Below are 23,484 nucleotides of genomic sequence, written 5' to 3' on the forward strand. Positions count from 1 at the left end.
CGTCAGGCCGCTGCCGGCGCGGCGGCCACGGGGTGAAGCGCGCAGACTGCGGTGCCGGCCAGCACCAGAGCCCCCACGACGACCAGGGGAAGCACCAATCCGCTCTGCATCACCATGACGGCGCCGATGGCAGCCCCGAGAAAGATCGCCGCCACGCTGGCCAGCCGCCGGCCGAGGTTGAGGTTCGCCCCGCCGGCGAGGCTGGAATCGGCGGCCACCCCCGTCAGGGTCAGGGTCAGAACCGTCGTGGTCAGGTCGGGAACCTTCAATTGCCGGACGGTCCCGTTGCGGAAGCCCATGGCGAACCCGGTCAGGGCGATGATCGCATAGATGCCGAACGCCCTGGATTGCACCGCGGCATTCAGGTCGGCATCGAAGCCGGCAGCGACGACCGCCGCGATCCAGAACAGCGACGTTTCGAACAGCGCCGAGGCCAGCAGCCAGTGCCGCATCGGCCGTCCGGCCAGCGTCCTGCCGAGCCGGCCGGCGATCAGGGCGCCGGCAAGGAAGGAGACCAGCGCCGTCACCGCCGGCATGACCAGAAAGCCCGGCGTTCCCACCGCGGCAAAGCCGAGAAAGACGATGTTGCCGGTCATGTTGGCCGTGAAGACCTTGCCCAGCCCAAGAACGCTGATGGCGTCGACCAGCCCCGTCGTCACCGACAGGAGAAGCAGAAGCCATGGCAGGGGAGAAGTGCCACTCGCAGCCGGTGCGGACATTGCCGTCGCCTTCCCAATGTTTTCATGTGGGTGGAGCGACAAAGTCTGTCATCGACGCGACACCGGTCTTGTCGGTTCGCGGCCGGTTTGGAAAATTCTGCACATCCTGCGGATGCGGGAGGGCTATCGGCAGCGACACCGGCACCTTGGTGACGCAAATCTGATGGAGGACTGACAGTTCTATGTTGCGAGGGACTGACATTTTGACATTGCGCCTACAAACAAGAAACGCATAAGTTAGATTATGGAAATAACAGTCACCTGCGTCTATGCCGACACCCACATTATGGTGTTACAGTCGTGAATAGGCAGCGGCGTACCGTAAGGGATGCCGGGTAGCCTTCGGGGCCGTGGGGCGTGTCTCCCTCCCCAGCCGCTGCCGACTTCCAACACCTGAAATACAAAATGACGCCGGCCCTGCCCAAAAGCGGAAAGGACCGGCGGCGCAAAACGTCAGCCGAAGCGGCCGGTGATGTATTCGGACGTCTTTTCCTTGGTCGGGTTGGTGAAGATCTCTTCCGTGTTCCCGAACTCGATCAGCTCGCCCAGATACATGAAGGCGGTGAAGTTGGAGATACGGGCCGCCTGCTGCATGTTGTGGGTGACGATGGCGATGCAGTAGTCGGAGCGCAGCTCGTCGATCAGTTCCTCGCACTTGGCGGTGGAGATGGGATCGAGCGCGGAAGTCGGCTCGTCCAGAAGCAGGACAGACGGCTTCACCGCGATGGCGCGGGCGATGCACAGGCGCTGCTGCTGGCCGCCGGACAGGCTCATGCCGTTCTGGCGCAGCTTGTCCTTCACCTCGTCCCACAGCGCAGCGCGGCGCAGCGAGAACTCCACCCGCTCGTCCATGTCGGCACGGGACAGCTTCTCGTACAGCTTCACACCGAAGGCGATGTTGTCGTAGATCGACATCGGAAACGGCGTCGGCTTCTGGAACACCATGCCGACGCGGGCGCGCAGCAGGTTCAGGTCCTGCTTGGGCGACAGGATGTTGTGGCCGTCCAGCAGAACCTCGCCGGTGGCGACCTGCTTGGGATAGAGGTCGTACATCCGGTTCAGGATGCGCAGCAGGGTCGACTTGCCGCAGCCCGACGGGCCGATGAAGGCGGTGACCTGACGGTCATACAGCGGCAGCGAGATGCTCTTCAGCGCCCGGTAGCCGTCATAGAAGAAGTCCAGGTTGCGGACGCTGATCTTCTCGGGCAGGCCGGCACCGGCGATGGGACGATCGGCGGCGGTTCCGCCCATCATGCTGGGGGGCATCTGGCGGCTGCCGTGGGCGGGGCTGTTGGCGTCCATGTGGGTCATCGTCATGGTTACTTTCTCGTCGTGCCGAGACCGGCCAGCAGCCGGGCGCCGATGTTGAGGAGCAGGATGGCGACCGTGATCAGCAGCGCGCCACCCCAGGCCAGCTGGCGCCAGTCCTCATAGGGCGACATCGCGTACTGGAAGATGACCACCGGCAGGTTGGCCATCGGTGCGTTCATATCCGCACTCCAGAACTGGTTGTTCAGGGCGGTGAACAGCAGCGGCGCGGTTTCACCGCTGATGCGGGCGACGGCCAGCAGCACGCCGGTGATCATGCCGTTGCGGGCGGCGCGGTAGGCCACCATGGTGATGACCTTCCACTGCGGCGCGCCCAGGGCGGCGGCGGCCTCGCGCAGGCTGTTGGGCACCAGCTTCAGCATGTCCTCGGTCGTGCGGACGACGACCGGGATGACCAGCACCGCGAGCGCCATGGCGCCGGCCCAGGCCGAGAAATGGCCCATGCGGACGACCAGCACCTCGTAGACGAACAGGCCGACCATGATCGACGGCGCGCTCAGCAGCACGTCGTTGATGAAGCGCACCACCTCGGCCAGCTTGGTGCCACGGCCGAACTCCGCCAGATAGGTGCCGGCCATGACGCCGACCGGCGTGCCGACCAGTGTGGCGACCGTGGTCATGATGACGCTGCCGAAGATGGCGTTCAGCAGACCGCCCTCCCCGCCCGGCGGCGGCGTGTTCTCGGTGAACAGGCTGAGATTGATCGCCGACAGCCCGTTGTAGAGCAGCGTCCACAGGATGGCGACCAGCCAGAACAGGCCGAAGCCGGCGGCGCCCAGCGCCAGGGTCAGCGCCAGCTTGTTGGCAATGCGCCGGCGGTGATACAGCCCCCCGATGGGGGTCGCCAGCGTCGCGGAATTGGACATCGTCATGGGCCTCAGACTCCGGCCTTGCGCTGCAGGCGCAGCAGCATCAGCTTGGCGATCGACAGCACGGTGAAGGTGATCAGGAACAGGATCAGGCCCAACGCCACCAGCGAGGAGGTGTAGACGTCGCCGACCGCCTCGGTGAATTCGTTGGCGATGGAGGCCGAGATCGTCGTGCCCGGCGCCATGATCGAGGAGCTGATGCGGTGCGCATTGCCGATGACGAAGGTGACCGCCATCGTCTCGCCCAGCGCGCGGCCGAGGCCGAGCATGACGCCGCCGACAACGCCGGTGCGGGTGTAGGGCAGCACCACGTTCCACACCACTTCCCAGGTGGTGGCGCCCAGCCCGTAAGCGGACTCGCGCACCATCGGCGGCACCGTCTCGAAGACGTCGCGGGTGATGGAGGTGATGAAGGGCAGCACCATGATGCCCAGGATCAGGCCGGCGGTCAGGATGCCGATGCCGTAGGGCGGGCCCATGAACAGGTTGCCGATGCCGGGGATCTGGCCCAGCGTGTTGATCAGGAAGGGCTGGATGGTCGACTGCATGAAGGGGGCGAAGACGAACAGGCCCCAGATGCCGTAGATGATGCTGGGAATGCCGGCGAGCAGCTCGATGGCGACGCCGAGCGGGCGCTTCAGCCAGGCCGGGCACATCTCGGTGATGAACAGCGCGATGCCGAAGCTGACGGGAATGCCGACGGCCATGGCGATGATGGACGTGACCAGCGTGCCGTAAATCGGGGCGAGCGCGCCGAATTGCTCGGACACTGGGTTCCAGACTTCGGTCGCGACGAAGCCGAAGCCGAACGTGCGCAGTGCCGGAAGCGCGCCGTCGATCAGGGAAACCGTGACGCCGCCCAGGATCAGCAGGACGAGCAGCGCGAATGCGAGGGTGGCGTTGCGGAAGGCCGCATCCTGCAGGCGCTGGCGGCGGGCCCGTCGGGCGGTGGAGGCGTGTGCGTCGGTCAAGGTCAGCGCGATCTCGGTCATGGCCGCTCCGTGAGGCGTGCGGTGGGAACGGCGCAATTTCCGTTCCCACCGGCGATCATGCCCTCGGGCGAGCCGTCCGCCGGCCCACCCGAGGTCGGTTGGCCGTGGTTACTTGGCCGACGCGGTCCAGACCGGCTTGCCGTCGGCCTGGATGGTCTGCGCCCAGGTCTTCTGGACCAGCGACACCACCGAGTCCGGCATCGGGACATAGTCCAGCTCGGTCGCCATCTTGTCGCCGTTCTTATAGGCCCAGTCGAAGAACTTCAGCGCTTCGCCGGAAGCCGAGGCGTCCTGCGGGTTCTTGTACATCAGGATGAAGCTGGCGCCGGTGATCGGCCAGCTCTCCGCACCCGGCTCGTCGGTCAGCAGGACGTAATAGCCCTTGCTGTTCGCCCAGTCGGCGTTGGCGGCGGCAGCCTGGAAGGCCTCGATCTTCGGAGCGACGGTCTTGCCGTCCTTGTTCTGCAGGTCGAGGTGGGTGATGTTGTTCTGCTTGGCGTAGGCGTATTCGACGTAGCCGATCGAGCCGTCCGTCTGCTTGACCATGTTGGCCACGCCTTCGTTGCCCTTGGCGCCGATGCCGGCCGGCCACTGGACGGAGGTGTTGGCGCCGATCTGGGTCTTGAACTTCGGGCTGGTCTTCGACAGGTAGTCGGTGAACAGGAAGTTGGTGCCCGACCCGTCGGAGCGGTAGACCGGGGCGATGGCGGTGTTCGGCAGGTTGACGTCGGGGTTCAGCGCCTTGATCTGCGGGTCGTTCCACTTGGTGATCTCGCCCATGTAGATGTTGGCGAGAACGGTGCCCGACAGCTTCACTTCGCCGGCCTTAATGCCCTTCAGGTTCACGACCGGAACCACGCCGCCCATGATCATCGGGAACTGGATCAGACCGGCCTGCTCCAGCTCTTCCGGCTTCAGCGGCATGTCCGACGCGCCGAAGGTGACCGTCTTGGCCTTGATCTGCTTGATGCCGCCGCCCGAACCGATCGACTGGTAGTTCAGGCCCGTGCCCGTCTCCTTCTTGTAGGCGTCGGCCCACTTGGCATAGATCGGGTACGGGAAGGTGGCACCGGCGCCGGAGATGTCGGCGGCCGAGGCGACCGACAGCGGGGCGACCGACACGGACAGAGCGGCCAGGGCACCGAAGGCGGCGCAACGAACGAACGCCGAAGTCATGGTTTTCACGGCAAAACTCCCGATAGGTTTGGACGGTGTCGTTGGGTTGGAGAAATGCCCGGCCTCGGCCGGACGTCGTAACCCGCCTTCTTCGTCGCGGTGACCATAGCCGCCGCCAGTGACGGGTTTGTTTTGTTTACGTGTCAGTTTTATGAAACCGACCCGTTCTTGCCCGAAGCCGCCCGCTCATCGCGCGGCCCGGATTTCCTGGAGGAACAGATGCACGGATGAGCCGAGGCTGGTCGCCTCGTGCGACAGGCTTTCCGCCACCTGCAGCACGTCGCCGGCCTGGGTGCGCACCTTGGCCGCGGCCTCCGACAGGCCGGCGACATGGTCCGAGGCCGCCTGGGTGCCGACCGCGACGCGGTGGGAACTGTCGACGATGCTCGACGTGATCATCGCCTGTTCCTCCACCGCCGCGGCGATGGCCGAGGCATTGGTTTCGATGCGCTGGACGCTGCCGGTCATGGTCGCCACCACCTCCGCCGTTTCGCGGCTGGCCGCCTGGGTCGCGGCGATCTGGCGGGCGATCTCGGCGGTGGCCTGGGCGGTCTGGCCGGCAAGGGCCTTCACCTCCCCCGCGACGACCGCGAAGCCGCGGCCCATCTCCCCTGCCCTCGCCGCCTCGATTGTGGCGTTCAGCGCCAGCAGGTTGGTCTGGCCGGCGATCTCGTCGATCAGTCCGACGACCGTGCCGATCTCGCCCGCCGTGCTCGACAGGTCGGCGACGGTGGCCTTCACCTGCTCCGCCCCGGCGGCGGTGTCGCCGATGATCCGGGCCGATTCCCCGGTGCGCTTGCTGATCTCGGCGATCGACTGCGAGATTTCCGACGCGGCGGTCGCCACCTGCTGGATCCCCGCCGCCATCTCGCCGGACAGCTGCATGGCGGCCTCCGCCCGGTCGTTGGCGTTGGCGGCGATGTCGGTCAGCGAACGGGCGCGGGCGGCCATGACGCGGGCGGCCTCGGCCAGGGTCTCGACGCTGCTCAGCACGTTGCGTTCGAACTGGTCGGCGATCTCCAGCATGCTGGTCCGGCGGGCCGAGGCGGCGTTGCGGCGCTCGACCTCCACCTTCTCGTGCGCCTCTTCCATGGCGCGGGCATTGGCGATGAAGACGAACAGGGCGCGGGCCATGTCGGTGATCTCGTCGTTGCCGTCGGCCTTCTGCTCCACCGTCAGGTCGCCGCCGGCGACCCGGCGCATGGCGTCGGCCAGCGCCTCCATCCGGCCGACGACGCGGCGCCCGACATAAAGCGAGACGATCAGCCCGGCCAGCAGCACGCCGGCGGTCGCCAGTAGGAACTGGATTTCGTTGGTGCGCTCCAGCGCGTCATGGGCGGCGGCGGCCCCGTCGGCGGTCGCCCGCTCGGCCGATTGGACCAGCCCGTCGACCATGGCGGTCAGGGCGGCGCCGGTGCTGCGGTTGCTGTCGATCAGCGCGGCATTCTCGGCATAGGCCGCCAATTCGCCGCTGCGCAGAGCCAGGATGCCGTCGTCGCCGAAGCCAAGCGCCAGCAGCCGCTCCGCCAGCCGGCGGGTCTCCGCGCCCAGATCGTCGTTCGAGTCCTTCAAGGTGGCCCGGATCGTCGCCGCCAGCGGATCGAGCGTGCGGCGTGCAGTGGTCAGGCGGGCCGGCGTTTCCGCATTGCCGGCCTCAGCCAGCTTGCCGGCCAGCAGGTTGGCGTCGGCCATCAGGCCGCTCAGCACGGTGTAACGGTGCTGAGCGGCCGGCACGACGTTGGTTGACAGGTCCTGCATCCGCTCGGCGATGGCGTTGCCGGCCTCGGCGATTCGGCCGCGCGAATTGAGCATCAGCGGCAGCATGCGGGCGTTGGCGTCGCGGTCCAGCCGGACGATGTCATCGACGCCGGCCGCCAGCGATTCGGCCAGCTTGTACGCCTCCGCCTCCGGAATGCCGGGGGTGAGTTGGCGGACGCGGCGGGTATAGACGCTCTTGTCGCCGTCGCCATACGCCGCCAGCTCGTTGATCGCTGCCACCACCGGAGCCGCCGCCTCGCTCTTCGCCAGCGGACGCAACGCGCCCTGCAGGTCGGACAGCGCGGAGTCGAAGTCGGTGGACAGCGACATCACCTTCGACCGGTCGGTCTCGAACGCGCCGATCAGCAGCGATTTCGCCAGGGCGGCTTCCGCCCCGCGCAGCTGGAACAGCGGGATCACCGTCTGCCCCAGCTCGGCGCCGATCACCGCGGAGGATTGCGAGGTCGCCTCGACCATCGCGGCGATCGCCTGGGCCAGCTGCTCGCGCGACGCCTGCATGTCCGGCTTCAGCGCGGCGAGCAGCTTGGCATGAATGTCGCTCAGCTCCGCCAGCCGACCGCTGCGCTGTTCCTGCAGAGTGAGCCGCCGGCCGGTGGCCGTCCCCAGCGCGTCGATGGTGCCGAGCAGCGAGCGGGCGGTGCCGGTCAGTTCCGCGACGCGATCCGCATCGCCCCCAGTATGACCATACCCGTCCGCCAGCCGGACGAGCTGCCCGTCCAGCGCCCCGCGCTGTTCCGCCACCGCGCTGCGCAGCCGGCCCAGATCCTCCTCGGAGGTCGCGGCGTCGATCAGCGGCCCCAGCGCCAGCACCCGCGCCGTCGTGGTGGCAAGGCCATGGGCGGCGCTGAGCACCGGCACCTGCGTGCCGGTGATGTCGGCGACATGGCCGCGGACGGCGCCATAGGACATCCAGCCCACCACCGCGGCGATGCAGGGAAGTGCCGCCACGGTGCCGAAGGCGATCAGCATCTTCGACTTGATGCCGGACCGCCGGCGCTGGTCGACTGGCTTTGCCATAAGGGCCACCCGTGGCTTGGAGGTTGTCCGTGCCGCGCCCGCGGTTCTCCGCGAGCCGGCCGGCGCCATGGGTAGCCCTTCTGGTTGGATGAATCGGTGACGCTTCGATGAAGTTTTCGCGACGCACAATCGAAAGATCGCTGGAGACGGGAAATCATCCGTCGCGTAGCCGGCCATGGTGAATCGAACGTAAACGGCGCCGAATAGAAAAGCGGCGCCCGACCCTGCCGGACGCCGCTCTACTGCACGTATGCCGCGTAAAAGCTTGGCCCAGCGGCCCGCGTTACACCGGCGGCGCCGTCCGCCGCAGGCCGTCGCGGTCGGAGGCCTTGGCGAACCATGCGGTCAGCGCCGGCCGACCCTCGCGCCAATCCTCATGCCCGAAGCGAAAATCGAGGTAACCGAGCGCCACCAGCACCGCCAGCGTGCCGATGGTGGCATCGCCGTCCAGCGAGGCAGCCTCGGCCTCCAGGAGATCGAGCGAGCGGGCGACCGCCTTGCGCTGGCGTTCCATCCAGTTGGCGGATTTCTCCCCGTCCGGACGCATGGACTCCAGCCGGCGCAGGATGGCGGCGTCGCAGATGCCGTCGGCGATGGCCTGCAGCCGCAGCGCAGTCCAGCGGGCCGGGCCCGCCTGCGGAAGCAGCGGCGCCCGGTCGCCCAGCGAATCGAGATACTCGACGATCACCGGGCTGTCGAACAGGGTGGTGCCGTCTTCCAGTGTCAAGGCCGGCACCTTGCCCAGCGGGTTGTCCTTGGGCAGGTCGGTGTCGGCCGACCAGGGATCGGTCGTCACCCGCTCCACCCGGTCCTCCAGCCCGCGTTCGATCAGCACCATCATCACCTTGCGCACATAGGGGGATGTGGCGCTCCAGCGCAGCTTCAACATGGACGCTCCTTACGCTTCTGATTGGCCGCTTCGGTTTGGTTGACGACAGGCTAGCGGCAGGCCGGATCGCCGGTCCACCGCCGGGCCGGCAACCCTCATCCCCGGAAATGGTCCTTGCGCCGGCGCAATTCGGCGAACACCTCCACCGACGGGGCGCCGGACATGCCGATGGCGGATTGGACACCGGGATCGTCGGCACGCAGGAAGGGGTTGGTGCGGCGTTCCATCCCGATGGTGGTGGGAATCGTCGGCTGGTTTCGCTCGCGCAGGGCCGCGACCTCCTCCATCCGCTGCTGCAGGGCGACGTTGTCCGGATCGACGGTCACCGCGAAGCGGCCGTTCGACTGGGTGTATTCGTGACCGCAATAGACGCGGGTCGAATCGGTCAGCGACCGGAGGCTTTGCAGCGAGTCCCACATTTGGGCCGGAGAGCCTTCGAACAGCCGGCCGCAGCCGAGCGAGAACAGCGTGTCGCCGCTGAACAGGGTTTCCGCCGCCTCGAACCAGAAGGCGATATGGCCGCTGGTGTGGCCGGGAACCGCGAAGACGCGGGCGGTCTGTTCGCCGAACACCGTGCGGTCGCCGTCTCCCAGCATCACGTCCAGGCCGGGAATGCGGTGGGCATCGGCGCGGGCGCCGACCACGCTGGCGCGATAGCGGGCCTTCAGCGCCTCGGCGCCGCCGATATGGTCGTCATGGTGGTGGGTCAGGAAAATGTGGGTGAGGGACCAGCCCCGCCGCTCCAACTCGGCCTGCACCGGGGCGGCGTCGCCGGGATCGACCACACCGACCTTGCCGGATGCCGCGTCGCGCAGCACATAGATATAGTTGTCGGCGAAAGCCGGAACGAGAATGACCTCCACGGCAGCGGACTCCCTGCTGTTGCGATACGAAACCCGTGTTACGCTTGGGATACCATGTACACAGATATCGTCGATCTGAGGGAGTTCTACGAGTCCGGATTGGGGCGCACCGCCCAGCGGATGATCCGCCGGCGCATCCGCACCATCTGGCCGGACGTGCGCAACCAGATCGTGCTCGGCGTCGGCTACACCACCCCGTACCTGCGTCCCTTCATGGGCGAGGCCGACCGGGTGGTGGCGGTGATGCCGGCCAGCCAGGGCGTCAGCTTCTGGCCGGCGGAAGGGCCGGGCATGGTGGCGCTGGGCGACGAGGCCGACCTGCCCTTCGGCGACAACACCATCGACCGCGTGCTGTTGGTCCACGGCCTGGAAGGCACCGAACAGCTGCGGCCGATGATGCGCGAGATCTGGCGGGTGCTGGCCGGCGGCGGCCGGGTGCTGGCGGTGGTGCCGAACCGCCGCGGCCTGTGGGCGCGCGCCGACTGGACGCCCTTCGGCCACGGATTCCCCTATTCCGCCTCGCAGCTGAAGCAGGTTCTGCGCGACACCATGTTCGTGCCGGAACGCACCCGCCACGCCCTGTTCATGCCGCCGCTGCGCTCGCACTTCCTGCAGAAGACCGCGCCGGCCTGGGAAGAGGTCGGCGGGCGCTGGTTCAAGGCCTTCGCCGGGGTGACGATGATCGAGGCGTCGAAGCAGATCTTCGCCGGCGTGTCGCGCCGCGCGGCGCAGCAGCCGGTGAAGCGCCGGCTGATCGTGCCGCTGCCGGGCGGTGCGGCGCCTGCCGCCCGCAGCGGCAGCGCCCGCACCACCATCGCCGGAGCCACCATACCCGGTGGCGACTCCGTCGACTGCCAGCAGCCTTATCCCCGGACCTGACGCAGCACGTCGGTGATCCGGCCGCTGATGCCGCTGCCCAGGGTGCCGGCCCGCTCCGCGATGGTTCGGCTCAGCGTCGTCAGTTCCTCCAGCGTGCGCGTCACCCCGCCAAGCGTCTGTTCGGCATCGCCGATCCGCTGCTCCGCCGCCATGGCATCCTGGCGCGACTGGTCGAGCGAGCGTGCGACGTCCGAGGTCAGGGCCGCCTGCTCGTCGATGGCGGCGGCGACGGTGCCGTTGATCGCCTGGATCGAGCCGATGGTGGAGTGGATGCGGCCCAGCGCCTCGTCCACCGCGGCGGTCTCCTTCTGCAGGTTGGCGACCTGATCGGCGATCTGCTTGGTGGCGTCGGCAGTCTGGCGCGACAGCGCCTTGACCTCGTTGGCGACGACGGCGAATCCACGCCCGGCCTCGCCCGCCCGCGCCGCCTCGATGGTCGCGTTCAGCGCCAGCAGGTTGGTCTGGCTGGCGATGGCGTTGATCAGCTTCACCACGCTGGCGATCTGCTCGGCGGCGGAGCGCAGCGAGTTCATCACCGTGGTGGCGCGGTCGCTGTCCGACGCCGCGGCAAGGCTGATCTCCCGCGCCCTGCCGGTGTCGCCGGAGATCTGGTCGGAGGTGGAGGCCAGCCGGTCCAGCATGCCGGCGATGGCGCTGACCGACCCGTCGACGGCACGCGCCGCACCGGCGGCATCGGCGGCCTGCCGCAGCCCCTCCGTCCCGGCCGAACGGACGGCGGCGACCGCCGATTCCAGCTTGCGGCCGGCCTCGGCCAGTTCGGCGGCGAACCCGCCGACCTCACGCTCCACCCGCTCGGACAGGTCGCGCGTCAGGGCGAGGCGGCGCGTCTCCGCCGTTTCGGCCCGCAAGGTCGCCACCACCCAATGACGGGCGAGGCGGGCGAAGCGGCGCGCCTGCTCCGTCGGGCCGGCGACGGCGAGCGCACCGACCCGGTCGCCGTCCAGATCGATGGCGATGGCATAGCCTTCCCGCATGGCGCCGCCGGACTTGGCCGCCTCGTCCCGGCTGACGGCGCGCTCGTCCAGGCGGCGGGCCATGATGTCGGTGCCGGCCGGATGGGTGGTGCCGATCCGCTCCCGCGCGGTGGAGGCGACGACGCTGCCGCCCTGACCGACGAAGGACACGACGGAATCCAGTTCCCGCCCGATGGACTCGCAGAGTTCCTGTGCGATGGTGGCGCTGATGTCCAAGACGTTTCTCCCCTTCTTCCCGTTTATGGTTTTCCGTCATCATTCCATGACGACGCCCGATGCTCTCCCCGCGGCCCCGCTCACGGCACCCTCGCTCACGGCACCCTGGAATGCCGATCCACCTCGTGGAGAGAATTCCCCGATTCGCAGGTAACCTTCCGACACTACACGCAACATTTACGAACGAAGAGTTGAAAGAATGACGCAGCCGACCATTCTGGTGCTTCCCGGCCTCGGCAACTCCGGTCCCGACCACTGGCAGACCTGGCTGGAAGGCCGGCTGCCGGCCCTGACCCGCGTCGATCTCGGTGATTGGGACGCGCCGGAGCCCGACCGGTGGGTCGAACGGCTCGACCATGCAGTCCGCTCGGACCCCGGCCCGGTGGTGCTGGTCGCGCACAGCCTGTCCTGCATCCTGGTGGCGCGCTGGGCGACCGCCGGCGATGCCGCGCACAAAGTCGCCGCCGCCCTGCTGGTCGCCCCGCCCGACGTCGAGTCGCCTGGGACGGTGCCGGTCGAGGCCTGTCGTTTTGCCCCGGTGCTGGCCGATCCGCTGCCCTTCCCCACCGTGGTCGTCGGCAGCCGCAGCGATCCCTACTGCAGCGCCGCCCGCGCCTGCGGCTTCGCCGCGCTGTGGGGCGCCGACTTCATCGACGCCGGCGAGGCCGGCCACATCAATGCCGAAAGTGGTCACGGCCCCTGGCCGATGGGCGAGACGCTGCTGAAGGACATGCTCGCCCAGATCTGAATAAGGCCTCTGAACCGCACCCTTGCCGCTGCGGGCGAAAGGGTGCGACACAGGGAGCGTCGTCGCGCGCCCGCCAGCGGATTTGGAGCTTATGACCGGCACTTCCATCGTCGAGGCCGCCCCGGCCAAGCTGAACCTCTACCTGCATGTCACCGGCCGGCGCGCCGACGGCTATCACGAGCTGGACAGCCTCGTCGCCTTCGCCGAGTTCGGCGACAGCATCGCCCTGACGCCGGCCGCCGCGCGTGTGGCGCTGCGCGGAGCCGACCTGCCGCCGGCCGGCCCGCGTCTGGCCATCGCCGGTCCATTCGGCCCGGCTTTGATGGGCGAGAACCCGGCGAACAATCTGGTGATGCGCGCCGCCCACGCGCTGGCCGCCCGGCTGGGCCGCGAGGCCGATGTGATGGTCGCGCTGACCAAGGCGCTGCCGGTCGCATCGGGGATCGGTGGCGGATCGGCCGACGCCGCCGCCTGCCTGCGGGCGCTCGCCCGGCTGTGGGGAGTGCCGCCCGACGACCCGGCGCTGTTCGCGGTCGCCGCCGGGCTGGGTGCCGACGTGCCGGTCTGCGTCGCCGGGCGCAGTTGCTATTTCAGCGGCATCGGCGACGTTCTGGACGAGGCGCCGGACCTGCCGGAAACCCATGTGGTGCTGGTCAATCCGAACGTACCGGTGCCGACCCCGGCGGTGTTCAAGGCGATGGCCGCTACCCGCGCCAAGAGCGGCGCCGCCTTCTCCGCCCCCGCCCGCTTCACCCGCAATCCGGCCGACGCGGCCGACCTCGCGGCGCTGCTGCTGGAGCGCACCAACGACCTGACCGCCCCGGCCCTGACGGTGGCGCCGGTGATCGCCGAGGTTCTGGCGGCGCTGGAGCGCAGCGCCGGTTGCCTGCTGCCCCGCCTGTCCGGCAGCGGCGCCACCTGCTTCGGTCTCTACGCCACGGCGGCGGCGGCGGAATCTGCGGCGAAAACCATCGCGGCGACGGCGCCCGGCTGGTGGGTGAAGCCGACCCGCCTGCTCCCCACCCCGCCCGGCGCCCCCGCCCTGCCGCGCGGCATCGTCGCCGATCCCGTTGCCGCCCAACCCGCCAGCGTCCCGCCGCCCGCCGCGCCGTTCCCCGACACCGGCGGCTGGGGCGTCGGCTGAGACCGGCTCACGCCCGCATGTAGCTCCAGCCGTCCGCCTGCGCCTCGGCGATGTCGAGGACGCCGGCGGTGACCACCGTCAGCCCGTCGGCGGTCCGGCCGGTCTTCGCCAGCGTGTTGCCGCAGACGCGCAGGTGCCGGTCGGTCTCCGCATCCGGGCTGTCGAGCGCCGCGGCGACGGCGCCCGCATTGACGACGATGCGCACCTCCGCATCGGGCCGGGCCTTCAGCAGGTTGCGGACATTGTTCCGCGCCCGCTCCAGCGCGGCCGGCGTGGGCGCATGGATGACCAGCCGCAGGTTGGAGGTCATGGCGGTCACTTTCCTTTCGCCGCATCATGGAAGGAGAAGTCGAACAGCGTGTCGACATCCACCGGCTCGGTGATCTGGTTCAAGGACTGCTGGAAAGCCTGCATCTTCTTGGTGGAATCCAGGATCACCCGCGGGTCGTCGACGAAGGTCGTCGCGTCGGAGGTCAGCGCCGCCCGCATCACGTCGCGCTCGACCAGCCCCTTGCCGATGATGTCGGTCACCAGCTCCGCCGTGCGGTCCGGGTTGGACTTGGCGAAGGCGGTCGCGCGGATGTGCAGCTTGACCAGTTCGGCCACCGCGTCGCGGTTCTTGGCAATGGCGTCTTCGGTCACCGCCAGCACGGCGCCCGGCTGCTTGGGGAACATGGTGCCGGCCTTGGCGATGATGGCGGCCTCCTGCAGGCGCGACTTCACCAGCGTCAGGATCGGTTCCAGGATCGAGGCGCCGTCGATGGCCCCGGTCAGCAGCGCCTGCTGCAAGGGCTGCTCGCCCATGCCGACGATCTCGACATCGTCGGGGGCGATGTGGGCGACCTCCGCCATCCAATAGCGCAGAACGGTGTCCGGCACCGATCCGGCCGGCAGCGAGCCGATCTTCGGCCGCCGGCCATTGGCGGCGCGGAAGGCCTTGACCCCTTCGGCCGGGTTGGCGGCGCCGGCCATCGCCTTGGCCAGCGGACCGCGGCCGATCAGCGCCACCTGATCGATGACGTTGGCGGCGACGACCTTCAGCTTCACCCCCTTCGACCGGGCGATCAGCGCCGGGCCGATGCCGACATAGGCGACGTCCAGCGTGCCCGAGGCGAGCGCCTGGATCATCGCCGGCCCCGACTGGAAGCTGGTGGTCTGCAGGCTCAACCCGGCATCCTTGGTCCATCCCTCGCCCGTGATCACGTAAAGCTGGGTCATCGGGATGATCGGAATGTAGCCGACGCGCAGGGTCGTCGCCGCAAAGGCCGGCAACGGCAGCGACGCGGTGGCTGCGGCAATGCCCAGCGCTGCGGCACCCACCAGAAGATCGCGGCGGGCCACGGGGCGGGCGGAGTTGAAAAGCGGCTTCGGCGGCGGGGTCTGCGGCATGTCGGGTCTCCTTTTGCCGCGAGAGCCTAGTCCGCCCGGCCGCGGAATTCAATTCACGCCGAACCCCGACAGCCCCAATCCGTATTTTACAAAATGCTCCTGTTTTTACGCTCCCGCCGGCAACCGGCGGCGGAAAGGACGGATCAGCCATAGGTTCAGCGCCAGGCCGACCAGGGCGCCTCCCCCGATCACCGCCGCCATCGGCATGGCCGTGCCGTCGGCCATCAGCCCGACCGCCCAGCCCGAAACCGCGCCGCTGCTGAACTGCAGCATGCCGGCGAGCGCCGATGCGGTGCCCGCCATCTGCGGGAAGGATTGCAGCGCGCCCGCCATGGAATTGGCGAAGCAGAATCCGGTCAACGACATGAACAGAAACAGGCAGCCGACCAGCCCCCACAACCCGCCCCAGCCGCCCATCACGCAGGCGACCAGCAAAATGCCGCTGGCTGCCGACAGCCAGACGCCGATACGCAGCATCATGTCGGACCCGAAGCGCATCACCGCGCGGCTGTTCAGCGTGTTGACGATGATCATGCCGACGATGTTCAGCCCGAACAGGAAGCCGTAATTCTCCGGCCGGACGCCGAACAGCTCGATATAGACAAAGGGCGAGCCGGAAATGAAGGCGAACATCCCCGCATAGATGAAGGACGAGCCGATCGCATAGCCGAGATAGCGGCGGTCGGTCAGCAGCTTGCGGTAGGACTCGGCCAGCACCATCGGGCGCAGGCTGGTGCGCCGCGACTCCGGATGGGTTTCCGGCAGGCTGGCGAGGGCCAGCATCGCGACGGCGCCGAAGGCCGCTTGCGCCCAGAAGATCCAGCGCCAGTTGGCCCACACCAGGATCTGGCCGCCGATCAGCGGCGCGATGATCGGGGCGGCGCCCATCACCAGCATCATCATCGACAGGACGCTGGCCGCGCGGTCGCGCTCGAACACGTCGCGGATCATGGCCCGGACCAGCACCGGCCCGGCACAGGCCCCCACCGCCTGCACGAAGCGCCAAGCCGCCAGATGGCCGACATCGACGGTCAGCGAACAGCCGACGCAGCCGACGGCATAGAGAAGGATGCCGGTCGCCACCGGGATCCGCCGGCCGAACCGGTCGCTCAGCGCCCCCCACAGCAATTGCCCGACGCCGAAGCCCAGGAAGAAGGCCGACAGGGTCCATTGCACCTGATCCTGCGCCGCATGCAGCTCGCGGCCGATCGCCGGCATTCCGGGCAGATACATGTCGGTGCCCATCGGTCCGAACGACATCAGCACGCCCAGCGCCGCGATGAAGAACGGGCTTTCGGCAGGCGAACGGGAACGAACGGCGGCAAGGCGCGCGAACATCAGCAAATCCAAATGTGAAAAGGGGGAGGGGAAATCGACCGGACGGAGTCCGCAGCTTTTAAGCTGCGCCGTCCCCTGCCGGACGCAAAGTCCCGTCTCGGCATGGCTGCCTTGAGTAACCTGCGATGGAATGCCGCCGCGACAATCCGCGCCCTGGCGGAACCTTGGCCGCCCCTTGGCCGCCCCTTGGCCGAGCGTCGACCGGTTGTCGCCCGCTTCGCTGCACGCCCTCGCGCCGGGATGGATCGCGGCGCAACAAAATTCTGGTTCGGACCGCAATTCCATGCCTAAAATTGAATCCGGATGAAGGGCTTCCACCCAGCCAGAGGCCGCGCCATGCCGCACCCGACCCGCCGGTCGATCCTGTTCTTCGGTGCCGCCGGAACCGCTCTGGCGCTGCTTCCGCAACCCGCCCATGCTACGGCGATCCAGCCCGGATTGGTCTATGCGGCGGGGCAGAAGTTCGACAAGAGCTTCAACGAGGGGGCCTTCGCCGGGGCGGAACGCTTCAAATCGGCCACCGGCATTCCCGTCCTCGAATATCTGCCATCCACCCCCGCCCAGTTCGACCAGGCGGCGGCATCGCTGCTGCGGCGCGGGGTGACCGATCTGATCGCCATCGGCTTCTATTACGCGACGCCGCTGGCCCGGCTGGCCCCGGCGCACCCGGCGGTGCGCTTCACGCTGATCGATGCGGTGGCGGAGGGGCCGAACATCCGCAGCGTCACCTTCAAGGAGCAGGAGGGATCCTTCCTGGTCGGCGTGCTGGCGGCGCTGGCCTCGAAAAGCGGGACCGTCGGCTTCATCGGCGCGCTCGACATTCCCTTGATCCGCAAATTCATCGCCGGCTTCGAACAGGGCGCCCGCCATGCCCGCGGCGACGTCAGGGTGCTGGTGAATTTCGTCGGCACCACGCCGGCGGCCTTCAACGACCCGGCCAGCGGGGCGGAGGTGGCGCGCAGCCAGTTCCAGCGCGGGGCCGACGTGGTGTTCGCCGGGGCCGGGGTTTCGAACTTCGGCATCTTCGCCGCGGCGGACGAAGCCAAGCGGCTGGCAATCGGCGTCGACAGCAACCAGAACTACCTCTACCCCGGCACCATCCTGACCTCGATGCTGAAGCGGGTCGATCTGGCGGTGGCCTCGAGCCTCGAAGCGGCACGCCAGGGCACTTGGAGCGCCGGCACGGTGGCGCTGGGGCTTGCCGAGGGGGCGGTCGATTACGCGGTGGACGAAAACAACCGCGACCTCGTGACCCCGGAGATGGTCAATGCGGTGGAAGCCGCCCGCCGTGGCATCGTCGCCGGCCGCATCCCCGTCGCCGACGGAAGCTGAGCCGCTTTTACGCCGATGCCCCTATGCCGGCGCCTCGAAGGGCTGCCAGCCGCGGGCGGCGGACAGGTCGGCGCCCTTCAGCGTGGCGAAGCTGGTCTTGATCGCCGTCAGGTCGGTGCCGCGCAGCACCACGCCGGCAAGGCTGGCGTCGCGCAGATCGGCGCCGTTCAGCCGGGCCTTGGCGAAGCTGGTCGGCCACAGCCGGCTGCCGTCGCCGCTGAGATCGACCTTGCGGAACTTGGCCCGCCACAGCTTGGCCCCGGCCAGATTGGCGCCCTCCAGGTTGCAGCCGGACAGGTCGGCGCTGGTGAAGTCGGCATCGCGCAGATCGCTGTAGGACAGGTCCGCCATCATCAGCTTGGCGCCGGAGAAATCCGCCCCGCGCAGACCGCAGAAGCGCATCACCGCCCCACACAGCAGCTGGTTGGCGAAATTGTAGCCGCGCAGGTCGATCCGCTGCAACTGGATGCGGTCGCCCCCCTTGCCCAGCTTGTCGACCCAGATCTGGTGCTCGGCGATCAGTTCGCTCATCCGGGCCGCGGTGGTGGTCAGGCCGGTGCCGTCCACGTCGACGCCGTGCCGCTCCAGCGCCGTGCGCAGTTCGTCGTTCAGCCGGGCGCCGCACATCAGCACGCCGTCCAGCGTCGTCTTGCGCATGGTGGCGCCGGTCAGGTCCGCCCCGATCAGGATCGCGCCGCTGAGATCGCTGCCGCTGAAATCGACGCCGGACAGGTCGCTGCCGCTGAAATCGCACTGCGCCATCCGGCAATCGGTCAGGATCGCCTTGGACAGGCTGCAGCCGACGAAGGTGGTGGTGCCGTCGCTGTTGCCGGCCGCCCTGAATTCGCCGGCGTCCAGCACCATGCCGCGGCGCAGGTCCGCACCCTGCAGATTGGCGTTCTGCAGCTTGGCGCCGTCCACCCTGGCCCCTCGCAGGTCGGCGCCCTGCAGCTGCGCGCCGGTCAGGTCGGCCTTCGACAGGTCGGCGCCGTAGAGATCCGCCTTGGACAGCAGCGTCCCGACCAGACGTGCCCGCGCAAGGCTGGCCCCGGTCAGCTTGGCGCCCGACAGGTTGACGCGGTTCAGGCCCAGTCCGCCCAGTTCGTAGAAGCTGAGATTGGCGCGACGCCCCTTCCCTGCCGGATCGCGCAGCAGCCATTGCTGGTGCCGCACCAGCGCATCGCGAACCGCCCGGAGGTAGCGTTCATCCATCATGCGGCGCGTCTATGCCCCGGCATTGCCGTCCCGGACACGCTGTCCCGGACTGTTGGCGTCCAGGATGTTACCGAAACCGATTCAATTCCGAAAGGTACCAGCGGTCGAACCTTCGCCGGATCGGCAAGAATCTTTTGTCGCAGACGCACGTCCTGTCCGATATAGGCCGCCCCGCCGGTCACGACCGCGTGATGGCCGCGTGATGGCTGCCTTGCCCGGCTTGGGTAGGCGGGATTGCAGACCAATATAGGTGGCTCAGGATACCGACCATCAGCATGGGAGACCGGCGGCATGCCCGAATCGGAAAAGACGCAATCGGCGAAAGGCGAGCAGGCCAGAAGCGAACAGGAGTGGAAGCGGGAGCTGTCGCCCAACCAGTACAAGGTGCTGCGCGAACACGCGACGGAATATCCCGGCACCAGCCCGCTGAACGACGAGAAGCGCCATGGCGTCTATCGCTGCGCCGGCTGCGGCCAGCCGCTCTACGCCAGCGACACGAAGTACGAGAGCGGGTCGGGCTGGCCCAGCTTCTGGGAGCCGCTGCCCGGCGCCGTCGAGACCTCCACCGACCACAAGCTGGCCTACCCGCGCACCGAGGTTCATTGCGCCGCCTGCAAGGGCCATCTGGGCCATGTCTTCGACGACGGGCCGCAGCCGACCGGCAAGCGATACTGCATGAACGGCGTCGCCATGAGCTTCGAACCGGCGGAAAACACCGACTGACCGGCCGGACTATGACCGGGTGCCGGGGTTACTCCGCCTGTTCGGCATCCGGTCATAAACCCTCCCAAAAAAGGCGGGTTTACTCTTATTTCGGCTAAAAATGACAACCTCGGCTTGGAGCGCGATGGTATGATCCGCCCCGTGCGACGGGTTGTCGCGAGGGCATCGCGGCCCTTCGCCCGCCGTGGCACGATGCGTCGGTACACCGGCGCAGGCATTCGGTGCGGCTGGCGGAGGGCGAATGGTCATTTCGGCCGAATTCCTGGGGATACTGCTTCTGATCGCCAGCGCCGCCGCGCTCGGACTGTCCATCGTCGTCGATGTCGGCCGCGTCAGCGCGGAGAAAACGCGCGAGGCGATGAACCAGCGCCAATACGACAAGAAGCGCGCCGCGCTCGCCGAATGGCGCCAGAAGACGGAGCGCAAGCGCGTCGACCTGACCACGCTGCAGGCCCGCCTGACCGAATTCAACGGCCGGCGCCAAAAGGCGCTGACCGAATTACGGGCGCTGGAATTTTCAAAGATTGAGCTTGTCCACGAACTGGGCGACCAGGACAGCGACGGCGACGTCTATTGGGCGCAGCTGGCCGCCGGGCCCAATTTCAACGAGCTGGACCGCAAGGACATCGTCTTCTCCCGCCAGATTTGGGAATACCGCAACGTCGCCCACATCACCGCCCCGTCCGCCGAACAGGCCCACGGGACGGTCCGGACCAGCTTTTCCCAGCGCAATGGCGTGATCTGCTCGCCGGTGGTTCCGCTGGCGCTCGCCCCCGACCCCGAGGCGGAGGCGTCCGCGGCATGAGGGGGGCGGCATGAGGGGCGGCAGCATGAAGAGGACGGCCGCATGACCGGCATGATGCTGTATTTCGCGCTGGGCCTGATGGTGCTGACCGTCCTGTCCAACCGCTACTGGCGCCGCCAGCTTGTGGTGACGCGGCTCGCCATGTCCAAGCTGAAGGAGAAGGTGGACGACGTGACCAAGGAGGTCGCCGACGTCGCGTCCGACTACGCCCAGCTGGCGCATCACCATGCGGAGATGGAAAAGCGCGTGCAGAAGGCCGAGATCGACATGCAGGCCGCCATCCTCGAGCTTGACAAGAAGAAGTCGTCGGCGATGCAGCGTTATTTCGTCTTCGACCGCAACGAGCCGCGCCCCGGCCGCTTCTGGGAGGTCGCGGTCCGCTGCCACCCCACCGGCGTCAGCCTGTCCGACCAGCGGGGCTATCGCGGCTGGTCCGGGGTCCGCCGCTACCTGCTGGTCGCCGATGGCGACCGCGAGGCGCGCGAACGGGTCGCCGCCCGCTATCCTCGCAAGGCCGGCTTTGAAATCGTCGAGGTCGCCGGTTGCCGGCTGAACGGCCTGACCGTCAACCGCATCTCCGAACTCAGCACCTTCCGCAAGCCCGGAAAGCCGGAGGAAGACGGCGCGGCCGCCCGCCCGCAGCGCCGGGCCACATCGGCACAATCCTGACCGCAGCCTAATCCACCGCAGCCTGGAACATGTAGCCCATGCCGTGCACGGTGACGATGCGGCTGGGATCGGCCGGATCGGGCTCCACCACGCGGCGCAGGCGGCGGACCAGCCGGTCGATGGAGCGGTCGTAGGGCACCGAATCGCCGCGCAGGGTGAGGTCGAGCAGATCGTCCCGGCTCAGCACCCGCCCCGGATTCTCGACGAAGGCGGCGAGCAGTTCGAACTCAGCGGAGGTCAGGCGCGCATCCTCGCCATGGGGATCGCGCAGGCGGCGCTTGTCCAGATGCAGCTCCCACCCGTCGAACCGCTTCACCCGTCCACCGGCCGGCCGGGTCGGCTTGGCGATGCGGCGCAGCAGGCTGCGGGTGCGGGCCAGGATTTCGCGCGGTTCGAACGGCTTGGTGATGTAGTCGTCGGCGCCCAGTTCCAGCCCGATCAGCCGGTCCATCCGGTCGGACCGTCCGGTGATCAGGATGATGCCGATGTTGGAGGTCCCCCGCAGTTCCCGCGTCACCGCCAGACCGTCCTTGCCCGGCAGCCGGATGTCCAGCAGCAGCAGGTCGATCCTTCCGCGCGCCAGCAGCGCCGACAGCTGGTCGCCGTCCCGCGCCAGCATCACCCGATAGCCCTCCCCTTCCAGGTAGGCCTTCAGGGTCTCGCGGGTGATGGGATCGTCGTCGACCACCGCGATGGTGTGCATTGTCCCCCGTGCCGGACTGCGATGGGTGGCGGATTGTCTGCCACGCCCCATACCGAAGCTATCGGTTCCTCTAACTTGATACAAGATGCGGCGTAACGGACTTGCGCAAGGCGTTTCCGGATTGTTCGGCTTTTCCCTGCCCTGCCGACGGGGACAATCGCGTGGACCTTGCCAGCGGGTCGGGACAATGCCACATTTGTATTCATGACAAATTGGACCCCGAACCTGGAGGGCCGTCCCGGCCCGCTCTATCGCGTCATCGCCGACGCACTGGCCGACGACATCGCCGACGGTGTTCTGCCGGTCGGCACCCGGCTGCCGACCCACCGCGACCTCGCCTTCCGCTTGGGCGTGACGGTCGGCACGGTGACGCGCGCCTATACCGAGGCGGAAAAGCGCGGGCTGATCGGCGGAGAGGTCGGGCGCGGCACCTTCGTCCAGGGCCAGCGTGCGCCGGCCACCCCCCTGCCGCTCGGCTGGCCGCCGGCCGGCGAGACCTCGGCCGGCCCTGCGATCGTCAACATGACGACGGTCCATCCCGAACATGCGATCGCCGTGCAGACTTTCGGCCAGACGCTGACGGCCATCGCCGCCTCCGGTCATGCCGCGGCGCTGATCGGCTACGGCCCCCATGCCGGCCTGCCCGACCACCGCGCCGCCGCCGCGTCCTGGCTGGAACGCCAGCACCGCGTCAAGGCCACCCCGGACTCGGTGCTGCTGACCACCGGTGCGCAGAACGCGCTTGCCGTGACACTGGCTGCCGTCGCCCGCCCCGGCGACGTCATCCTGGCGGAACGGCTGACCAACATCGGCACCAAGGCGCTGGCCGCCACCCAGGGCTATCACCTGGAAGGCGTCGCCATCGACGAACACGGGCTGGTGCCCGACGCCTTCGACAGCGCCTGCCGCCGGCTGGGGCCGAAGGCGGTCTATCTGGTGCCTACCCTGCAGAATCCGACGGCGGTCGTCATGCCCACCGCCCGCCGCCGCGAGATCGTGGAGATCGCCCGCCGCTATGGCGTGATCCTGATCGAGGACGACGTGTTCGGCTTCATGGTTCCGGATGCCGTGCCGATGCAGACCATGGCGCCGGACATCACCCTCTATGTGTCCGGCGTGTCGAAAAGCCTCGCCGCCGGGCTGCGGCTGGGCTTCGTCGTCGCCCCTCCGGAACTGCGCTCCCGCGTCGAGACCGCCATCCGCGCCCTGCAATATTCCGCCCCTGCCCTGCCGGCGGAGGTCGCGACGCGCTGGATTCAGGACGGCACCGCCGACCGCATCGTCGCCACCCAGCGGGAGGAGGATTTGGCCCGCCAGCGGCTCGCCCGCTCCATCCTGCCGGCCGAAACGGTCTATGGCCATCCGGCGGCCCAGCATCTGTGGCTGGTCTTGCCCGAACCCTGGCGGCGCGAGGATTTCATCGGCGAGGCCCGCCGCCGCGGGGTGATCGTCACCGGCGCCGATGCCTTCGCCGTCGGCCGCGCCAGTGCCCCCCATGCAGCGCGTGTCAGCCTGTGCATGCCGCGCAGCCGTGACGAGGCCGCCCGTGGCCTGCGCGCACTGGCCGACGCGATCGACGCGCCGGCGGCGGCGATGCTGTCCATCGTATGAGCAACTGTCTTGTTCATGTGTTGGTGGGAATGGCTGCCAGTGCGTCACGGACCCGAGCGTTGAGAATTGTCAGCATTTTGTGGA

General features: G+C 68.4%; 22 protein-coding genes. 8 read left to right on the forward strand and 14 right to left on the reverse strand.

What is annotated here, in order from left to right; translation table 11 throughout:
• Positions 1-2 precede the first annotated feature (2 nt).
• From TSH20_RS12430 to gloB, 8 genes are all read right to left on the reverse strand, one after another.
• Entirely contained in the window at positions 3-719 is a 717-nt protein-coding gene (locus tag TSH20_RS12430) for a YoaK family protein (protein ID WP_109075035.1), read from the reverse strand.
• Positions 720-1,172: 453 nt separating this feature from the next.
• Positions 1,173-2,036, reverse strand: coding sequence for a phosphate ABC transporter ATP-binding protein PstB (gene pstB / locus TSH20_RS12435; protein ID WP_282183496.1), 864 nt, complete (start codon positions 2,034-2,036; stop codon positions 1,173-1,175).
• 2 nt (positions 2,037-2,038) lie between these two features.
• Positions 2,039-2,920: a phosphate ABC transporter permease PstA gene (gene pstA, locus TSH20_RS12440; protein ID WP_109075036.1), complete on the reverse strand. Its 882-nt coding sequence runs from the start codon at positions 2,918-2,920 to the stop codon at positions 2,039-2,041.
• A 5-nt stretch (positions 2,921-2,925) separates the two neighbouring features.
• Positions 2,926-3,909, reverse strand: coding sequence for a phosphate ABC transporter permease subunit PstC (gene pstC, locus TSH20_RS12445; protein ID WP_109075037.1), 984 nt, complete (start codon positions 3,907-3,909; stop codon positions 2,926-2,928).
• Between the two features lie 108 nt (positions 3,910-4,017).
• Positions 4,018-5,085: a phosphate ABC transporter substrate-binding protein PstS gene (pstS, locus tag TSH20_RS12450; protein WP_109075038.1), complete on the reverse strand. Its 1,068-nt coding sequence runs from the start codon at positions 5,083-5,085 to the stop codon at positions 4,018-4,020.
• Positions 5,086-5,271: 186 nt separating this feature from the next.
• Positions 5,272-7,881, reverse strand: a complete 2,610-nt coding sequence (locus TSH20_RS12455; RefSeq protein ID WP_247871603.1) for a methyl-accepting chemotaxis protein — start codon at positions 7,879-7,881, stop codon at positions 5,272-5,274.
• A gap of 283 nt (positions 7,882-8,164) precedes the next feature.
• Positions 8,165-8,770: a glutathione S-transferase N-terminal domain-containing protein gene (locus tag TSH20_RS12460; protein ID WP_199232105.1), complete on the reverse strand. Its 606-nt coding sequence runs from the start codon at positions 8,768-8,770 to the stop codon at positions 8,165-8,167.
• A gap of 95 nt (positions 8,771-8,865) precedes the next feature.
• Complete coding sequence (gloB, locus tag TSH20_RS12465; RefSeq protein ID WP_109075040.1) at positions 8,866-9,633, reverse strand: hydroxyacylglutathione hydrolase; 768 nt, start codon at positions 9,631-9,633, stop codon at positions 8,866-8,868.
• A gap of 54 nt (positions 9,634-9,687) precedes the next feature.
• On the opposite strand from gloB, the gene TSH20_RS12470 reads away from it, so the two are divergent.
• Positions 9,688-10,512, forward strand: coding sequence for a methyltransferase domain-containing protein (locus TSH20_RS12470; RefSeq protein ID WP_109075041.1), 825 nt, complete (start codon positions 9,688-9,690; stop codon positions 10,510-10,512).
• Here the strand turns inward: TSH20_RS12470 and TSH20_RS12475 are convergent.
• The gene (locus tag TSH20_RS12475) at positions 10,497-11,723 is read right to left on the reverse strand and encodes a methyl-accepting chemotaxis protein (protein WP_109075042.1); all 1,227 of its coding nucleotides are present in this window, start codon (positions 11,721-11,723) and stop codon (positions 10,497-10,499) included. The two genes, TSH20_RS12470 and TSH20_RS12475, sit on opposite strands and share 16 nt — an antisense overlap.
• Before the next feature lie 199 nt (positions 11,724-11,922).
• Here TSH20_RS12475 and TSH20_RS12480 point away from each other — a divergent pair, with 199 nt between their 5' ends.
• Both TSH20_RS12480 and TSH20_RS12485 read left to right on the forward strand, forming a co-directional pair.
• Positions 11,923-12,471 (forward strand): alpha/beta hydrolase, encoded by a 549-nt coding sequence (locus TSH20_RS12480; protein ID WP_109075043.1) that lies wholly within the window; start codon positions 11,923-11,925, stop codon positions 12,469-12,471.
• A 91-nt stretch (positions 12,472-12,562) separates the two neighbouring features.
• Complete coding sequence (locus TSH20_RS12485) at positions 12,563-13,615, forward strand: 4-(cytidine 5'-diphospho)-2-C-methyl-D-erythritol kinase (protein ID WP_109075044.1); 1,053 nt, start codon at positions 12,563-12,565, stop codon at positions 13,613-13,615.
• A gap of 7 nt (positions 13,616-13,622) precedes the next feature.
• Here the strand turns inward: TSH20_RS12485 and TSH20_RS12490 are convergent, their stop codons facing one another.
• From TSH20_RS12490 to TSH20_RS12500, 3 genes are all read right to left on the reverse strand, one after another.
• Positions 13,623-13,925, reverse strand: a complete 303-nt coding sequence (locus TSH20_RS12490) for a hypothetical protein (protein WP_247871385.1) — start codon at positions 13,923-13,925, stop codon at positions 13,623-13,625.
• A gap of 5 nt (positions 13,926-13,930) precedes the next feature.
• Positions 13,931-15,004, reverse strand: coding sequence for an ABC transporter substrate-binding protein (locus TSH20_RS12495; RefSeq protein ID WP_109075046.1), 1,074 nt, complete (start codon positions 15,002-15,004; stop codon positions 13,931-13,933).
• Positions 15,005-15,109: 105 nt separating this feature from the next.
• Entirely contained in the window at positions 15,110-16,342 is a 1,233-nt protein-coding gene (locus tag TSH20_RS12500; RefSeq protein WP_109075047.1) for a Bcr/CflA family multidrug efflux MFS transporter, read from the reverse strand.
• Positions 16,343-16,678: 336 nt separating this feature from the next.
• Here TSH20_RS12500 and TSH20_RS12505 point away from each other — a divergent pair, with 336 nt between their 5' ends.
• Positions 16,679-17,674 (forward strand): BMP family ABC transporter substrate-binding protein, encoded by a 996-nt coding sequence (locus TSH20_RS12505; protein ID WP_109075048.1) that lies wholly within the window; start codon positions 16,679-16,681, stop codon positions 17,672-17,674.
• 21 nt (positions 17,675-17,695) lie between these two features.
• On the opposite strand, the gene TSH20_RS12510 is transcribed toward TSH20_RS12505, so the two are convergent.
• Positions 17,696-18,889, reverse strand: coding sequence for a pentapeptide repeat-containing protein (locus TSH20_RS12510; protein WP_109075049.1), 1,194 nt, complete (start codon positions 18,887-18,889; stop codon positions 17,696-17,698).
• A 291-nt stretch (positions 18,890-19,180) separates the two neighbouring features.
• Here TSH20_RS12510 and msrB point away from each other — a divergent pair, with 291 nt between their 5' ends.
• From msrB to TSH20_RS12525, 3 genes are all read left to right on the forward strand, one after another.
• Positions 19,181-19,612 carry a peptide-methionine (R)-S-oxide reductase MsrB gene (gene msrB / locus TSH20_RS12515; protein ID WP_109075050.1) on the forward strand — a complete coding sequence of 144 codons (432 nt, stop codon included), beginning with the start codon at positions 19,181-19,183 and terminating at the stop codon, positions 19,610-19,612.
• 241 nt (positions 19,613-19,853) lie between these two features.
• The gene (locus TSH20_RS12520) at positions 19,854-20,417 is read left to right on the forward strand and encodes a hypothetical protein (RefSeq protein WP_109075051.1); all 564 of its coding nucleotides are present in this window, start codon (positions 19,854-19,856) and stop codon (positions 20,415-20,417) included.
• A 42-nt stretch (positions 20,418-20,459) separates the two neighbouring features.
• Complete coding sequence (locus TSH20_RS12525) at positions 20,460-21,086, forward strand: hypothetical protein (protein WP_109075052.1); 627 nt, start codon at positions 20,460-20,462, stop codon at positions 21,084-21,086.
• 7 nt (positions 21,087-21,093) lie between these two features.
• Here the strand turns inward: TSH20_RS12525 and TSH20_RS12530 are convergent, their stop codons facing one another.
• Complete coding sequence (locus TSH20_RS12530) at positions 21,094-21,789, reverse strand: response regulator (protein ID WP_109075053.1); 696 nt, start codon at positions 21,787-21,789, stop codon at positions 21,094-21,096.
• Between the two features lie 204 nt (positions 21,790-21,993).
• Between TSH20_RS12530 and TSH20_RS12535 the strand changes: the two genes are divergently transcribed.
• Positions 21,994-23,400 carry a PLP-dependent aminotransferase family protein gene (locus TSH20_RS12535; RefSeq protein WP_109075054.1) on the forward strand — a complete coding sequence of 469 codons (1,407 nt, stop codon included), beginning with the start codon at positions 21,994-21,996 and terminating at the stop codon, positions 23,398-23,400.
• Positions 23,401-23,484: the final 84 nt, after the last annotated feature.

Origin of the sequence: Azospirillum sp. TSH20 (assembly GCF_003115935.1) — a bacterium.
Classification (GTDB): Bacteria; Pseudomonadota; Alphaproteobacteria; order Azospirillales; family Azospirillaceae; genus Azospirillum.

What these genes read in the sequence shown, in the direction of transcription:
- TSH20_RS12430 (WP_109075035.1), bottom strand. Translation starts at nt 719, where the DNA reads ATGTCCGCACCGGCTGCGAGTGGCACTTCTCCCCTGCCATGGCTTCTG.
- pstB (WP_282183496.1), bottom strand. Translation starts at nt 2,036, where the DNA reads ATGACGATGACCCACATGGACGCCAACAGCCCCGCCCACGGCAGCCGC.
- pstA (WP_109075036.1), bottom strand. Translation starts at nt 2,920, where the DNA reads ATGACGATGTCCAATTCCGCGACGCTGGCGACCCCCATCGGGGGGCTG.
- pstC (WP_109075037.1), bottom strand. Translation starts at nt 3,909, where the DNA reads ATGACCGAGATCGCGCTGACCTTGACCGACGCACACGCCTCCACCGCC.
- pstS (WP_109075038.1), bottom strand. Translation starts at nt 5,085, where the DNA reads ATGACTTCGGCGTTCGTTCGTTGCGCCGCCTTCGGTGCCCTGGCCGCT.
- TSH20_RS12455 (WP_247871603.1), bottom strand. Translation starts at nt 7,881, where the DNA reads ATGGCAAAGCCAGTCGACCAGCGCCGGCGGTCCGGCATCAAGTCGAAG.
- TSH20_RS12460 (WP_199232105.1), bottom strand. Translation starts at nt 8,770, where the DNA reads ATGTTGAAGCTGCGCTGGAGCGCCACATCCCCCTATGTGCGCAAGGTG.
- TSH20_RS12470 (WP_109075041.1), top strand. Translation starts at nt 9,688, where the DNA reads ATGTACACAGATATCGTCGATCTGAGGGAGTTCTACGAGTCCGGATTG.
- TSH20_RS12480 (WP_109075043.1), top strand. Translation starts at nt 11,923, where the DNA reads ATGACGCAGCCGACCATTCTGGTGCTTCCCGGCCTCGGCAACTCCGGT.
- TSH20_RS12485 (WP_109075044.1), top strand. Translation starts at nt 12,563, where the DNA reads ATGACCGGCACTTCCATCGTCGAGGCCGCCCCGGCCAAGCTGAACCTC.
- TSH20_RS12490 (WP_247871385.1), bottom strand. Translation starts at nt 13,925, where the DNA reads ATGACCTCCAACCTGCGGCTGGTCATCCATGCGCCCACGCCGGCCGCG.
- TSH20_RS12495 (WP_109075046.1), bottom strand. Translation starts at nt 15,004, where the DNA reads ATGCCGCAGACCCCGCCGCCGAAGCCGCTTTTCAACTCCGCCCGCCCC.
- TSH20_RS12500 (WP_109075047.1), bottom strand. Translation starts at nt 16,342, where the DNA reads ATGTTCGCGCGCCTTGCCGCCGTTCGTTCCCGTTCGCCTGCCGAAAGC.
- TSH20_RS12505 (WP_109075048.1), top strand. Translation starts at nt 16,679, where the DNA reads ATGCCGCACCCGACCCGCCGGTCGATCCTGTTCTTCGGTGCCGCCGGA.
- TSH20_RS12510 (WP_109075049.1), bottom strand. Translation starts at nt 18,889, where the DNA reads ATGATGGATGAACGCTACCTCCGGGCGGTTCGCGATGCGCTGGTGCGG.
- msrB (WP_109075050.1), top strand. Translation starts at nt 19,181, where the DNA reads ATGCCCGAATCGGAAAAGACGCAATCGGCGAAAGGCGAGCAGGCCAGA.
- TSH20_RS12520 (WP_109075051.1), top strand. Translation starts at nt 19,854, where the DNA reads ATGGTCATTTCGGCCGAATTCCTGGGGATACTGCTTCTGATCGCCAGC.
- TSH20_RS12525 (WP_109075052.1), top strand. Translation starts at nt 20,460, where the DNA reads ATGACCGGCATGATGCTGTATTTCGCGCTGGGCCTGATGGTGCTGACC.
- TSH20_RS12530 (WP_109075053.1), bottom strand. Translation starts at nt 21,789, where the DNA reads ATGCACACCATCGCGGTGGTCGACGACGATCCCATCACCCGCGAGACC.
- TSH20_RS12535 (WP_109075054.1), top strand. Translation starts at nt 21,994, where the DNA reads ATGACAAATTGGACCCCGAACCTGGAGGGCCGTCCCGGCCCGCTCTAT.